The organism is Promicromonospora sp. NPDC050262, assembly GCF_040655935.1.
Taxonomy (GTDB): Bacteria; Actinomycetota; Actinomycetes; order Actinomycetales; family Cellulomonadaceae; genus Promicromonospora.
Genome location: NZ_JBFAKX010000041.1, coordinates 1 through 13,264, shown reverse-complemented (window position 1 = coordinate 13,264; position 13,264 = coordinate 1). Strand labels below are relative to the sequence as shown.

13 protein-coding genes are annotated in these 13,264 nt (G+C 71.9%); 8 read left to right on the top strand and 5 right to left on the bottom strand.

Annotation, left to right across the window (positions count from 1 at the left end; translation table 11 throughout):
- Nucleotides 1-147: 147 nt before the first annotated feature.
- Together AB0I29_RS27550 and AB0I29_RS27545 are read right to left on the bottom strand one after the other, a co-directional pair.
- The gene (locus AB0I29_RS27550; RefSeq protein ID WP_285107166.1) at nt 148-1,065 is read right to left on the bottom strand and encodes a MurR/RpiR family transcriptional regulator; all 918 of its coding nucleotides are present in this window, start codon (nt 1,063-1,065) and stop codon (nt 148-150) included.
- Between the two features lie 109 nt (nt 1,066-1,174).
- Nucleotides 1,175-2,314, bottom strand: coding sequence for a BadF/BadG/BcrA/BcrD ATPase family protein (locus AB0I29_RS27545; RefSeq protein ID WP_285107168.1), 1,140 nt, complete (start codon nt 2,312-2,314; stop codon nt 1,175-1,177).
- A 177-nt stretch (nt 2,315-2,491) separates the two neighbouring features.
- On the opposite strand from AB0I29_RS27545, the gene AB0I29_RS27540 reads away from it, so the two are divergent.
- The 6 genes from AB0I29_RS27540 to murQ all read left to right on the top strand — a co-directional run bounded on the left by AB0I29_RS27540 (nt 2,492) and on the right by murQ (nt 9,712).
- Nucleotides 2,492-3,553 (top strand): biotin/lipoate A/B protein ligase family protein, encoded by a 1,062-nt coding sequence (locus AB0I29_RS27540; protein ID WP_357487457.1) that lies wholly within the window; start codon nt 2,492-2,494, stop codon nt 3,551-3,553.
- 180 nt (nt 3,554-3,733) lie between these two features.
- A complete protein-coding gene (locus tag AB0I29_RS27535; RefSeq protein ID WP_285107171.1) occupies nt 3,734-5,026 on the top strand; it encodes a sugar ABC transporter substrate-binding protein in 1,293 nt (430 codons plus the stop codon).
- Between the two features lie 15 nt (nt 5,027-5,041).
- The gene (locus AB0I29_RS27530) at nt 5,042-5,965 is read left to right on the top strand and encodes a sugar ABC transporter permease (RefSeq protein ID WP_285107304.1); all 924 of its coding nucleotides are present in this window, start codon (nt 5,042-5,044) and stop codon (nt 5,963-5,965) included.
- Complete coding sequence (locus tag AB0I29_RS27525) at nt 5,962-6,861, top strand: carbohydrate ABC transporter permease (RefSeq protein ID WP_357487454.1); 900 nt, start codon at nt 5,962-5,964, stop codon at nt 6,859-6,861. Before AB0I29_RS27530 ends, AB0I29_RS27525 begins: the two co-directional genes overlap by 4 nt.
- Nucleotides 6,858-8,756 carry a glycoside hydrolase family 3 N-terminal domain-containing protein gene (locus tag AB0I29_RS27520; RefSeq protein WP_357487452.1) on the top strand — a complete coding sequence of 633 codons (1,899 nt, stop codon included), beginning with the start codon at nt 6,858-6,860 and terminating at the stop codon, nt 8,754-8,756. The genes AB0I29_RS27525 and AB0I29_RS27520 overlap by 4 nt, the downstream gene beginning before the upstream one ends.
- The gene (gene murQ, locus AB0I29_RS27515; protein ID WP_357487450.1) at nt 8,753-9,712 is read left to right on the top strand and encodes an N-acetylmuramic acid 6-phosphate etherase; all 960 of its coding nucleotides are present in this window, start codon (nt 8,753-8,755) and stop codon (nt 9,710-9,712) included. The genes AB0I29_RS27520 and murQ overlap by 4 nt, the downstream gene beginning before the upstream one ends.
- A 21-nt stretch (nt 9,713-9,733) precedes the next feature.
- On the opposite strand, the gene AB0I29_RS27510 is transcribed toward murQ, so the two are convergent.
- Together AB0I29_RS27510 and AB0I29_RS27505 are read right to left on the bottom strand one after the other, a co-directional pair.
- Nucleotides 9,734-10,273, bottom strand: a complete 540-nt coding sequence (locus AB0I29_RS27510; protein ID WP_357487449.1) for a GNAT family N-acetyltransferase — start codon at nt 10,271-10,273, stop codon at nt 9,734-9,736.
- Between the two features lie 143 nt (nt 10,274-10,416).
- Nucleotides 10,417-11,166, bottom strand: a complete 750-nt coding sequence (locus tag AB0I29_RS27505) for a YggS family pyridoxal phosphate-dependent enzyme (protein WP_357487447.1) — start codon at nt 11,164-11,166, stop codon at nt 10,417-10,419.
- A gap of 232 nt (nt 11,167-11,398) precedes the next feature.
- Between AB0I29_RS27505 and AB0I29_RS27500 the strand changes: the two genes are divergently transcribed.
- Nucleotides 11,399-11,812, top strand: a complete 414-nt coding sequence (locus tag AB0I29_RS27500) for a YccF domain-containing protein (RefSeq protein ID WP_285107181.1) — start codon at nt 11,399-11,401, stop codon at nt 11,810-11,812.
- A 9-nt stretch (nt 11,813-11,821) separates the two neighbouring features.
- Here AB0I29_RS27500 and ybaK read toward each other — a convergent pair whose 3' ends face one another.
- Nucleotides 11,822-12,328, bottom strand: coding sequence for a Cys-tRNA(Pro) deacylase (gene ybaK, locus AB0I29_RS27495; protein ID WP_357487444.1), 507 nt, complete (start codon nt 12,326-12,328; stop codon nt 11,822-11,824).
- A gap of 124 nt (nt 12,329-12,452) precedes the next feature.
- Here ybaK and AB0I29_RS27490 point away from each other — a divergent pair, with 124 nt between their 5' ends.
- Nucleotides 12,453-13,205 carry a sulfite exporter TauE/SafE family protein gene (locus AB0I29_RS27490; RefSeq protein ID WP_357487442.1) on the top strand — a complete coding sequence of 251 codons (753 nt, stop codon included), beginning with the start codon at nt 12,453-12,455 and terminating at the stop codon, nt 13,203-13,205.
- Nucleotides 13,206-13,264: the final 59 nt, after the last annotated feature.

Below are 13,264 nucleotides of genomic sequence, written 5' to 3'. Positions count from 1 at the left end.
ACCCCCACCCCACAACCCCTCACCCTCTTTCTGTTTTTTTTGTTCTTTTTTTTTCGGTGTGCCTCCGCTTGGTGGGGGGGGTGGTGGTGTGGGACCAACAGCCGTTGGTCCCACAGACACCCCGCACTCGACGAGATGGAGAAGTGGTCAGGCGACCGGCGCGGCGGGGGCCGCCGACCGGTCCACCTTGGTGGTCCCGAAGTCGAGGCGCTGGTCGCGCACCGCGTCGTACGTCGCCTTGATGGCGATGGACGAGCGGTCGTAGGTGCGCTGCGCGACGCGGACGAACAGGTAGTCCACGACGGTGAGCTGCGCGATGCGGCTCGACATGGCACCCACCCGGAACTGCGTCTCGCGGGCCGTGGTGGCCAGCACGACGTCGGACACGAGACCGATCGGGGCGTCGGGGAAGTTCGTGATCGCCGCCGTGAGGGCGCCACGCTTGCGCGCGATCTCCAGTGCCTGGTTGGTCTCGCGCGTCTGGCCGGAGTGCGAGACCGCCACGGCCACGTTGCCCGGCTCGAGCAGCGCCGACGAGGCGAGCTGCTGGTGCGGGTCGGGCGAGCTGAACACGAAGACGCCGATGCGCTGCAGCTTCATCGCGAGGTCGGCGGCGGCGAGGTTGGACGATCCGACGCCGTAGACGTCGACCCGCTTGGCCTCGGAGATCGCCACCGCCACGCGCTCGATCGCGTCCGTGTCGATCATGCGGGCGGTCTCTTCGATGGTGCGCGCCTCGTGGAACGCGATCTTGGAGACGACGGCCTCGATGTCGTCGGTCTGGTTGATCTCGCCCTCGGCGATGCCGGACCGCTCCATCTCGACCTCGCGGCGGCTGGTCGCCTGTGCCAGGTCGATCCGGAACTCGGGGTAACCGGCGTAGCCGACGGCACGGCAGAACCGCACCACGGTGGCCTGTGACGTGTCCGCGTGCCCGGCGAGCTCGGTGATGGTCGAGGCGACGACGGTGTTCGGGTCGTCGAGGACCGTCTGCGCCACTCTCGCCTCCGCTGGCCGCAGCGTCGGTAGTGCGCGCCTGAGTCGGACGAGGACGTCACCTGTCATGTCGCATCTCCCGGGATGGTGTGGTGAGGCTGGGTCGAGAACATACACCCGTACCGGGGATCCGGGCACAGCACGTCAGTGAAGGACCATGCGGGTGAACTGCCGTCGTTCACTGAAGCTCGTCACCAGGCAGGTCGGTCGCCGAGAGCTGAGCGGTGAGGATGTCGGTGCCGCCCACGTCCTCCGGGGTGTCGCGGCTGGTGTGGTGGCCGTCGACGCGGATGGTGAGCCACGGCCGGAACCCCGTCACGGAGTGGGGCGCCTCGCGCAGCCGGCGGGCCAGGTGGAGTGCGCCGTCCAGCGGGGAGCCTCCGCTCGGTACGAGCGAGACGTCGGGACGGTCCTCCGAGAGGTGCTTGGTGAGCGACACCGTGAGCGGCGACTCCTCCTGGACCAGGCGACCGGTCGTGGAGGCCAGCGGCGGGATGTCACGGCCGAGCGCGCTCGCCAGCGTGTCGGCGAGGTGCCGCCCGGCCTCCTCGAGGATCCGGATCGACGTGGGGTCGCCCTCGGCGGCGGCGATCATCACCTCGGGCGCCATCGACGCGAGCTGCTTGGCGCGCTCCGCGTTCTTGTAGAACTGGTTGGGCCAGCTCTCGATGAGGCCGAACTTGGCGACGGCCGCCTCGAGCAGGCGCTTCGACGCACCACGGCTCGCGCCGTCGTGGTAGCGGCCCGCGGCGCGCAGCGCCTCGCCGCCGACCCAGACGCCCGCGCCCAGGTCGCCGAGCAGGTGTCCCCAGCCGTCCGCGCGGCGCCAGCGGTTCACGCCGTCGTAGCCGAACGCCACGGCGCCCGTGCCGACCGACAGCACGGCTCCGGCGCGCCCGCGCAGGGCGCCGAGGTGCGCGGTGAGTGCGTCACCCGCCACGGCGGTGCGGTTGGTCCGCAGCTCGCGGGCGAGGATGTCGTGGATCTCGAGCGGCTTCTCGACCAGCGAGGTCAGGCCGGTGATGCCGACCGCCGCGGAGGAGACGGGTGCGGTGCTGCCGTCGCTCATGCCGTGGTGGCCCATCCGGGCGGCCCACGCGTTGAACGACTGGCACAGGGAGGCGACGACGGCCGAGGCGTCGCTGCCGTGGTGGTTGACCTTGACGGCGCGCCCGCTGAGGCTGATCCGCTCGGGGTTCACGGAGTTGCCGAACTCTGCGACCAGGCGCGAGCCACTGCCGCCTACGTCGAGAGCGACGACCCAGGCATCAAAGCCCTCGACCGCCACTCCATCAAATCCCTGTGAGTGTTCCGACACCAGGTCATTCTGACACGAAACCAGGGCAAGGTTGTCTAAAGAGAAGAGGAAATTCTGGTCTGTTCTGACGCCTCTTCTCGCCAAATATCGGACGTGCCCGACGTCGGACCTCACCTTCCGTACCCAAGGCTCGCTCCGACGTCGGACACCACAGGCACCGTCGCCTACTGTGAACACGTGCGAGGAGAGTTCAAGGTTCCACTCGGAAAGCTGGTTCGTGTCGAGACCGAGGTGGACGGGGCGGCGGGTCCGCCGGGCCGCCTGACGGGCACCAGGGTGAGCGGGGACTTCTTCCTCGAGCCCGACGAGGCGCTGGAGGCCATGGGCGCGGCCCTCGACGGGATGCCCGCCGACGCGTCGAAGGCGCAGCTCGCCGAGGCGGTGCGCGGCGCCCTGGACGGCGCCACCGCCGTGGGCTTCGACGCGGACGCCGTGGCCGTCGCCGCCCGGCGCGCGCTCGGCCACGCGACGGCCTGGGAGGACCACGAGTTCCAGGTGATCCGCACCCCCGCGGTCTCGCCCCTGCTCAACGTCGCGCTCGACCAGGTCCTCACCGAGGAGCTGGGCGCCGGACGGCGCGGGCCGACCCTGCGGTTCTGGGAGTGGGACGAGTCCGCGGTGATCATCGGATCGTTCCAGTCGCTGCGCAACGAGGTCGACTCCGAGGGTGCCGCACGGCACGGCGCCCGCGTGATCAGGCGGATCTCGGGTGGTGGCGCCATGTTCATGGAGCCCGGCAACACCATCTCCTACTCCCTGTACGTGCCGGGCTCGCTCGTCGACGGGCTGAGCTTCGAACGGTCCTACGCGTTCCTCGACGACTGGGTGATCGGCGCCCTGCACGGCCTCGGCATCGAGGCCTCGTACGTGCCGCTCAACGACATCGCGTCGCCCGCCGGCAAGATCGCCGGCGCCGCCCAGAAGCGGCTCGCCGGGGGCGCCGTGCTGCACCACGCGACCATGGCGTACGACATGGACGCCGACAAGATGACCGACGTGCTGCGCATCGGGCGCGAGAAGCTCAGCGACAAGGGCACCCGCAGCGCCAACAAGCGCGTGGACCCGCTGCGCTCGCAGACGGGGCTCAGCCGCGCCGAGGTGATCGACGCGCTCGAGGCGTCGTTCCGCGAGCGGTACCGCACCGTGCCGGGCGAGGTCACGCCCGACGAGTGGGCGCTGGCGCGAGCTCTGGTCGAGTCGAAGTTCGGTACTCCGGAATGGACCGCGCGCGTGCCTTAGCCGCGGGTGAAAGGTGCCATGCCATGATGGGCAATCACGGTTTGGTAACACCCCTAGCATGCACTTCACCCGGTCAGTAATCTCCACGCAATGCCGCGTATTGGGAAGTTCATTTCTCAGAAATACCATCTGGCTACTCTCGCGGCGCCCGGCGCAGGACCAGCGGAAGGAAGCCGAAGGATGACTCGAGCGATGCGACGGCCCGTGGCGGCAGCCACCGGAGCCCTGCTTCTCGCGGCCACGACGGCCGCCTGCGGCGGTGGTGGCGGCGGCGACAGCGAGGGTGACGGCACCCTCAGCGTGTGGATCATGCAGGGCACCAACCCGGACGCCGAGGACTTCTTCGCCGACGTCTCGACCGCGTTCGAGGAGGAGACCGGCGCGACGCTCGACGTCGAGTTCGTCGAGTGGGGCGACGCCCACGACCGGTTCGTCACCTCCATCGCCGGCGGGACCACCCCCGACGTCGCCGAGACCGGCACCACCTGGACCCCCGAGTTCGCCGACGCCGGCGCGCTCGCCCCCCTGGACGAGTACGTGGACGCGGCCGGGGTCAGCGACGACCTCGTCGAGGGCCTGGTCGACGCCGGCACCTACGACGAGCAGCTCTACGGCATGCCCTGGTACGCCGGCGTGCGCTCGCTGGTCTACAACACGGAGCTGTTCGAGCAGGCCGGCGTCGAGCCGCCCACGACGTGGGCCGAGATCGAGGACGCCGCGGCCGCGCTCAAGAAGGAGTTCCCCGACAAGATCGCCGTCGCCGTGCCCGGCGACGCCGAGTTCACCGTCTACCCGTGGGTGTGGGGCGCGGGCGGCGAGGTCGCCACGCTCGACGGCGACACCTGGACCTCGGGCCTCGACAGCCCCGAGGCGCAGGAGGGCATCGGGTTCTGGACCGGGCTGGCCACGGAGGGCGGCTACTCGTCGGCCGGCGCCACCACGTGGCGCGAGACCGACGTGCTCGACTCCTTCGCCGCGGGCGACGTGGGGATGGCGGTCATGGGCTCCTGGACGCCGGGCGCGATCGTCGAGGCCAACGCGGACATGGAGGGCAAGTTCGCCGCCGTGCCGATCCCGGGCCAGGACGGCGGCATCGCGCCGTCGGTCCTGGGCGGCTCGCACCTGAGCGTCTTCGAGACGGCCGACGACAAGGACCTGGCCTGGACGTTCGTCGAGATGATGACCACCGGCGAGTTCGCGCAGCAGTGGGCCGAGCAGTCCGGGTACTTCCCGGGCCAGGTGTCGCTGCTCGACGAGACGCTGGAGAGCACCGACCCGCTGGTCGCGCCGTTCGCCGAGCAGTTCGTGGACGGCGGCGCCTCGGTGCCGGCCGCGCCCACCTACGGCTCGGTGCAGGCCAAGGCCACCACGAGCACGATGATGCAGTCGATCCTCTCCGGGGACTCGGACGTCGCCGGAGCGAGCACGGCCGCCGCCGAGGAGATGACCGGCCTGCTGAACGGTTCCGAGTGACCCTTGGCTGACTCCCTGGCGACAGCCACCGTTCCCCGCCTGGGCAGGGCCAGGGCCGCCGTCGTGCGGCCCTGGCTGCTGCTCGCCCCCGCCCTGGCCGTCCTGGCGGTGCTGCTGCTGTGGCCCCTGGTGCGGGTGTTCCTCTTCTCGCTGCAGGACTACGGCCTGCGGGAGATCACGACCGGCGAGCCGAACTGGATCGGCCTGGAGAACTTCCGCGAGATCCTGGCGACGCCCGAGCTGTGGACGGTGGTGCTGCCCAACACCGTCGGGTTCGCCGTGCTGTCCGTGGTGGGCACCGTCGCGTTCGGCACGGCCGTCGCCGTGCTGCTCGCCTCGCTGGGCACCTTCTGGCGCACCGTCACCTCCAGCGCGATCATGGCCGCCTGGGCCATGCCCGCCGTCACCGGCACGTACGTGTGGGTGTGGATCTTCGACGCCGACCGCGGGGTCTTCAACGACGTCCTGATGAGCCTCGGCCTGCTCGACGACCCGACCAACTGGTTCACCAACCGGTGGACGTTCTACGCGATCGTGCTGCTCAACGTGATCCACCACGGCTTCCCGTTCGTCGCGGTGACTGTGCTGGCGGGGCTGCTCGGCGTGCCCAAGGAGATGCTGGAGGCCGCCGAGATGGACGGGGCCGGGTCGTTCCGCCGGTTCTTCTCGATCGTCGTACCGCAGCTGCGCCAGGTGTTCGCCGTCGTGATCATCCTGTCGACCATCTGGGACTTCAAGGTGTTCGCGCAGGTCTACCTGATGCCCGGCGGCGCCGGGTCCAACCGGTCGGTGCTCAACCTGGGCGTGTGGTCGTACGTCGAGTCGTTCGGGCAGAACCGGTACGGCTTCGGCTCGGCGATCGCGGTGCTGCTGACGGTGCTGCTGCTCGTCATCACCGCCGTCTACGTGCGCACCGTCCTGGCGGAGGAGGAACGATGACCACCATCCGTCAGGCCCCGGCCGCCAGGGGCGCGCTCGCCCGGCCGGCCCGCCGTCCGCTGCGCCGCACCGCGCGCCGGTCGCCCCTGCGGCAGCTCGGCAAGGGCGTGCTCGTGGCCCTGCTGCTCGTGTTCACGCTGTTCCCCGTCTACTGGATGCTGAACAGCTCGCTCGACGCGCAGGCCGGGCACACCAGCAGCTTCTGGCCCGCCGAGCCCACGCTCGAGCATTACGTGTTCGTGCTGACGGAGGGCGGGTTCGGCACGTTCCTGCGCAACTCGCTGCTCGTCGCGCTCGGCACCGTCCTGATCTCCTCGGCACTCTCGCTGCTGGCGTCCGTCGCGGTGGCCCGCTTCCGGTTCCGGATGCGCACGCAGATCCTGATGCTGGTGCTCGTCGTGCAGATGGTGCCGCTCGAGGCGCTCGTCATCCCGCTGTTCGTGCAGGTCCGCGACCTCCAGCTCCTGGAGACCCTGATGGGCCTGATCGTGGTGTACGTCGCCCTCGCCCTGCCGTTCGGGATCTGGATGCTGCGCGGTTTCGTCGCCGCGGTCCCGGTCGAGCTGGAGGAGGCGGCCTACCTCGACGGCGCGAGCTGGGGCCGCATGCTCTGGTCCGTCCTGCTGCCGCTGGTGGCGCCCGGCCTGGTCGCCACCAGCATCTTCGGCTTCATCACGGCGTGGAACGAGTTCATCTTCGCGATGACGATGCTCGGCGGGGCGACCGAGAACTACACGGTGGCGATCGGCCTGCGCTCGTTCTTCGGCATCCACTCCAACGACTGGGGCGCCATCATGGCCGCCTCCACCATCATCACCGTGCCCGTGATGGTCTTCTTCGTCCTGGTCCAGCGTCGGCTCGCCGCGGGGCTGACGGCGGGGGCCGTGAAGGAATGACCGACGCACCGAAGGAGGGGCCGGAGCCGAGGCCGCAAGCCGGGCCCGAGGCTGGTCGGCCCGAAGCCGGTCGCACCGAGCGCGCCGTCAACGGGATGCTCCTGCCGGGGTTCGAGAACGCCGTCGGGCCGGACGGCGACGGCGTGCCCGCCTGGCTGGCCGCCGCCGCCCGCGCCGGCCTGGCCGGCGTCGTCTACTTCGCGCGCAACACGCCCGACGTCGCCACCACGGCCGCGCTGTCCGCGGCGTTGCACGCGATCTCGCCCGACCTGCTGATCGCCGTCGACGAGGAGGGCGGCGACGTGTCGCGGCTGGAGGCCACCCACGGCTCCTCCCTGCCCGGGGCCGCGGCGCTCGGCGTGCTGCCGGGCGGCGCGATCTCGCTGGACGCCGGCCGGGTGCTGGGCCGCGTGCTCGCCGCGACGGGCATCGACCTGCTGCTGGGCCCGGTGCTCGACGTCGTCTCCGAACCCGACAACCCCGTGATCGGCGTGCGCGCCTTCGGCACCACGCCCGACGACGTCGCCCGGCACGGCATCGCGTTCGCCCGCGGTGTGCGCAGCGCGGGCGTGGGTGTGTGCGGCAAGCACTTCCCCGGCCACGGCGCCACCACCGTGGACTCCCACGTGGGCCTGCCGGTCGTCGACGAGCCGCTCGACGTCGTCCGGGCCCGCGACCTCGTCCCGTTCGCGCGAGCCCTGTGCCCCGAGGGGCGGCTCGGTGCGGAGCCGCCCGGACTCGACGCGTCGCGGCGCGACCAGTCCCGGCTCGACGCCGTCATGACCGCGCACGTGCTGTTCCCCGCCGTCGGACCGGCGCCCGCGTCGATCGAGCCGGCGGCGACGCGCCTGCTGCGGGAGCTCGGCCACGACGGACCGGTCATCACCGACGCGCTCGACATGGGCGCGCTGCGCGAGCTCACCGGCACGGTGGGCGAGGCCGCCGTCCGCGCCGTCGAGGCCGGCGCGGACCTGCTCTGCCTCGGCCTCGACCCCGCCCTCTACACCGAGTCCTACGACGCGCTCATCGAGGCGGTCGCCTCCGGGCGCGTGAGCGTCGAGCGGCTCGAGGCGTCCGGGGCACGGACGCGCGCGCTCGTGGCCGCAGTCCACGACCGGCGGGCCGCCGTGGGCGCCGTGACCGACGCCGACGCCGCGCGGCGGGCGCTCGCGGACCTGGCCCAGCTGGGCGCGGGCATCGCGGACGCCGTGGTGCGGGTGCGGGGCGCGCGCCTGGTGCCGTTCGGGCGGGATGCCCGGCCCGACGTGGTGGACCTGCGCGTCCGGCTCGACCACGCCGCCGGACGCAAGGCCCGGCACGTCCAGACGGCGATCGCCGACGTCTGGCCGGGGGTGCGGGAGTGGCCCGGCCCGGAGGCGCCCGACGCGCTGCCCGAAGGTTCGCCCGAAGCTCGCCCCGGAACCCTGCCCGAGCCCCTGTCGAAGGGGCTCGGACTGGACGATGATGGACTTGGAGTGCTTATTGCCCGATTCACCCGGTACGGTGTATCGGCGGATCTCGACAGAACCGGTACCGAACGTGGCGCAGAATTTCCTGAGGGCGCTCCACGTCGGGCCGAACCGCTCGTCGTGATCACCCGCGAACCCGTCCCGGGTTCGGCCGAACGGGGCCGGCTGGAGCGGCTCTGGGCGGTGCGCCCGGATCTGGTGGTGGTGCACACGGGACTTCCCGGGCCGGTCGGTGACTGGTTCGGGACGCTGAGCGGTGGTGGCCCGGCGGTGGTGGTGGCGTGCGGGACCGGTCGGGCGAACGCGGCAGCGGCCGTCGAGCGCCTGCGGGGCGTGGGACCGCGGAACGAGATCGAGCAGCACGAGCAGTACGAGCACGAAGTCCAAGAGCACAGAGCAAGCAGAACGAAGGGGGCTCGCCGATGATCGCGGAGGCGGGATTCGAACGGCACGCACAGTCGGCGCCGCGCCCGGTCTCACCCACCGAGGAGCGCAACCCGCGCACCCGTGACATCGACGTGGTCTCCACGGCGGACATGGTGCGCATGATCACCGACGAGGACGCCGCCGTCATCGCCGCGGTACGCGCGGCGCACCCGCGCATCGTGGAGGCGATCGACCTGGCGGTGGACGGCATCCGCGCCGGCGGCCGGGTGCACTACGTGGGCTCGGGCACGTCGGGCCGCATGGGCCTGCTGGACGCCGCGGAGCTGCTGCCCACGTACGGCGTGGGCGAGGAGATGTTCGTGCCGCACCTGGCCGGCGGCCTGGGCGCCTTCAAGAAGGCGGCCGAGGGCGCGGAGGACGACGTCGAGGCCGGCTCCGCGCTCGTGTCCGACGTCGGGCCGGCGGACGTCGTGTTCGGCATCGCCGCCAGCGGCAACACCCCGTACGTCGGGGGAGCGCTCGACATGGGCCGTGCCCGCGGGGCGCGGACCGTGCTGCTCGCGTCGAACCCGTTCGCCGCCCTGGCGCCCAAGGCCGACGTGCCCATCCTGGTGAACACCGGGCCGGAGGCCATCACGGGCTCCACCCGCATGAAGGCGGGCACCGCCCAGAAGATGGTGCTGAACACCTTCTCGACGGCGGTCATGGTGCGGCTCGGCAAGACCTACTCGAACCTCATGGTCGAGGTGCTCGCGACCAACGAGAAGCTGCGCAAGCGCCTGGTGCGCCTGCTCACGCAGGCCACGGACCTGGAGTCCGACGTGTGCGCGAACGCGCTCGCGGCGACCGACGGCGACCTCCGGGCCGCCCTCGTGATGCTCGTGGCGGGCGTGGACCGGTCGGCGGCGATGACGGCGCTGGCCGTCGAGCCGGGACGGTTCAGCGGGCCGTCGGTGCGCGAGGCGCTGGCGCGGCTGGGGATCGAGCCGGCATAGCCGGGTGGTCCCGGCGTCCGGTCAGGCCGCGGCCGGACGCCGGGAACCCGCGGTGCGGACGTCGGCCGCGAGCTTGGCGACCAGCACGTCGCCGCCCTTGGTGAGCTGCTGACCGCGCTCCGAGAACCCGAGGCGGCCGTGGAAGCGCATCGACCCGGGGTTCGGCGGGTTCAGGTTGACCTCGCAGGTGACGACGTCGTGGCCGGCGGTCCGGGCGGCGTCGAACACGGCGTCGTAGAAGAGCTGGCCGATCCCGCGGCCGCGGGCGCCCTCACCCACCACGATGCGGTCCACGTACAGGTGGTCCAGGCCGCGCTCCTCGAACCAGGCGTAGTTCTCGCCCTCCCAGTCCTCGCCGCCGTCGAGCGCCACGACGAAGCCGAGCGGCTCCGCGGGCGCCTGCGGGTCGACGGCGACCAGGGCGAGCGACGACGCGTCGAGCAGCTCGGTCATGTCGTCGGCCGGGGTGTCCGGGACGGCGGGGATCGAGGCGTTGTTCAGACTCACCAGGTGAGAGATGTCGGCGTCGGTGGCGGGCCGCAGCACGGTGACGGTGGACATGGCTCTATCACTCCAAGGAGTCGGCGGGGGGACCCCAAGACGGTAGCCGCCGAGGCGGTGGCGCGTCTGTGACCTGGGTCAAAGAGTGGTGGCGGTCACGACGGCGGTCCGGTTGCCGGCGCCGGTGCCGGTGCCGGTGCCGGTCAGGGTGCTGGGCGCGGGCCGAAGACCGCCGTACCCACCCGTACGATCGTCGCGCCCTCCGCGATCGCGAGCTCCAGGTCGCCGGTCATGCCCATCGACAGCTCCGACGCCGAACCCGTCCCCGGTGCCCCCGACGCGAGCACCTCGTCGCGGATCGCCCGCAGCCGGGCGAACCCCGCGCGGACGGTCCGCTCCGAGGATCCCTCCAGGCGCGCGCCGATGGTCATGAACCCGGTCAGGCGCAGGCCGGGCAGGGCGGCGACGGCGGTGGCGAGCGCTCCGGCGTCCTCCGGCCCGACACCGGACTTGCTGTCCTCGCCGGTCACGTTGACCTGCACCATCACGTCCAGGGCGGTGTCGCCGGTGCGGCCGTCGCGCACGCAGCGGTCCGAGATCGCCCGCGCCAGGTCGAGCGAGTCGAGCGTCTCCAGGCCCGTGGCGGTGGCCAGCACCTGGTTGATCTTGTTGCGCTGCAGGTGGCCGATCATGTGCACCTGGAGCGTGCCGTCCGCCAGCCGGCCGGCCACGGCCGGTGCCTTCGCGACGAGCTCCTGCACCCGGTTCTCGCCGATCAGGTCGACGCCCGCGGCCAGCGCCTCGAGCACGGCGTCCGCCGTCTGCGTCTTGGTCGCGACCAGCAGCCGCACCTCGTCCGGGCCACGCCCGGCGGCGTCGGCGGCCGCGGCGATGCGGCCCCGGACGGTCGCGAGCCGGTCGGCGACCGTGCCGGGTGCGGGCTGAGGCTGCACTGCCGGGGGCTGTGCTGCCGAAGGCTGTGCTGACGAGGGCGGAGTGGCGGGCTGGGGCTGGTCGGGCACGGGGCGAGTCTATTTCGGGGTGCCGGGGCAGGCGGACGTCGGCAGACTGGACCGGAGGCCGCGTGCGGGCCCGGCGCCGTCGCCGATCACGCCGGGACGCTCAGGGTCGGATCAGGGAGGTGCCTGGTTCCGTGACCTGCTGCTCTACGGAAGGATGGGTCCCATGAGAACTCTGCTGAACATCATCTGGGTCATCTTCGCGGGGTTCGGGCTGTGGCTCGGGTACATGCTCGCGGGGATCATCTGCTGCCTGCTCATCGTCACCATCCCGTTCGGCGTCGCGTCCTTCCGCATCGCGGGATACGCCCTGTGGCCGTTCGGGCGTGAGGTCATCGAGAGCCCGCGCTCCGGCATCTTCTCCCTGATCGGCAACGTCATCTGGGTGATCGTCGCCGGCTGGTGGCTCGCGCTGGGGCACGTCCTCACCGCGATCCCGCTGGTGATCTCGATCATCGGCATCCCGATGGCCTGGGCCAACCTCAAGCTCATCCCGGTCTCGCTCATGCCGCTCGGCAAGCAGATCGTCCCCAGCGACGCGCTGCTGCCGACCTACCGCAAGCAGGCCGCGGCGGCCTGAGCCTCCGGCTCAGTCGCGCGCGATCGGGGCCGTCGTCCCGTTCGTGAGCGTCAGCAGGTCGGCCGGCGCGAGGCCGACGTCGAGCCCGCGCCGGCCGCCGGACACGTAGACGACGTCGAACGCCTCGGCGGACTCGTCCAGCACCGTGGTGTGCCGGGTCTTCTGCCCCAGCGGCGAGATGCCGCCCACCACGTACCCGGTGGCCCGCTCGGCCGCCGCGGGATCGGCCATCGCGGCCTTCTTGCCGCCGGCCGCGCGGGCCAGCGCCTTGAGGTCCAGCTTGCGGTCCACGGGCACGATGCCCACCACGAGCTTCCCGTCGACGTCGGCCAGCAGGGTCTTGAACACCTGCGGCGCGTCGACGCCGATCGCCTCCGCGGCCTCCATGCCGTAGCCGATGTCGCTCGCCGGGTCGTGCTCGTAGGGGTGCAGCGTGTGCGGCACGCCCGACTTCTCCAGGGTCACGACGGCGGGCGTCCCGTGGCTGGCGCGGGCGGACTTCGAGTTCTTGGCCACGACGCGATTGTGCCGTGCGGGCCGCGCGCCTGCGCAACGGTTTTGCGGTACGGACGCCGCCGTCGGCCCGGGGCCCCCAATCCCCTGGAGTCCGGTCGGAAACTACGTGGCTAGCGTAGGGGGCGTGCTCGCCCTCCTCGTCCTCGCCATCCTCGTCGGGGGCTCCCTGCAGCGCGTCGCGGGAATGGGCTTCGGGCTCGTCGCCGGGCCGTTCATCGTGCTCCTCATCGGCCCGATCGAGGGCGTCCTGTTCGTCAACCTCGTGGGCGCGGTGATGGCCCTGCTCGTGCTCGGGCGCACCATCCGCCGCGTGAACTGGCGCCGCTACGGCTGGCTGGTGAGCGCCTCGGTCGCCATGAGCGTGCCGGCGGCCCTGGTCATCCGGGACGCGAGCGCGTCCGCCCTGGAGATCGGCGTGGGCGCCGTGGTCGTGGTCGCCATGACGCTCGCGCTGGTGACCTCGCGCCTGCGCGGCGCGGAGCGGCCCTTCGCACCGGAGGCCCGGCTCCCGCTCCTCGTCACGGGTGCGGCTGCGGGGTTCGGCAGCGTCGCCGCCGGGATCGGGGGACCGCCCATCGCCGTCTACTCCGTGCTCGACCGCTGGGACCCGCGCGACTTCGCGGCCACCGCCCAGCCGATCTTCCTCACCAACGCGGTCGCCGCGATGACGGCGAAGCTCCTCTTCGCCGAGGCCACGTTTCCCTCCTTCGCGGCCTGGGAGTGGGCGACCGTCGGCGTCGCGCTCCTGGCCTCCGTCGGGCTGGGCGAGCTGCTCGTCGGGCGCATCTCGGCGAGTGCCACGCGCAAGGTGCTCGTGACGCTCGCCTACATCGGCGGTCTCGCGACCCACGGCCGCGGACTGCTGGACCTGCTCTGACCCCCGCCCCGGAGGTGTCAGACGTACAGGTCACCCCGGTGACCTGTACGTCTGACACC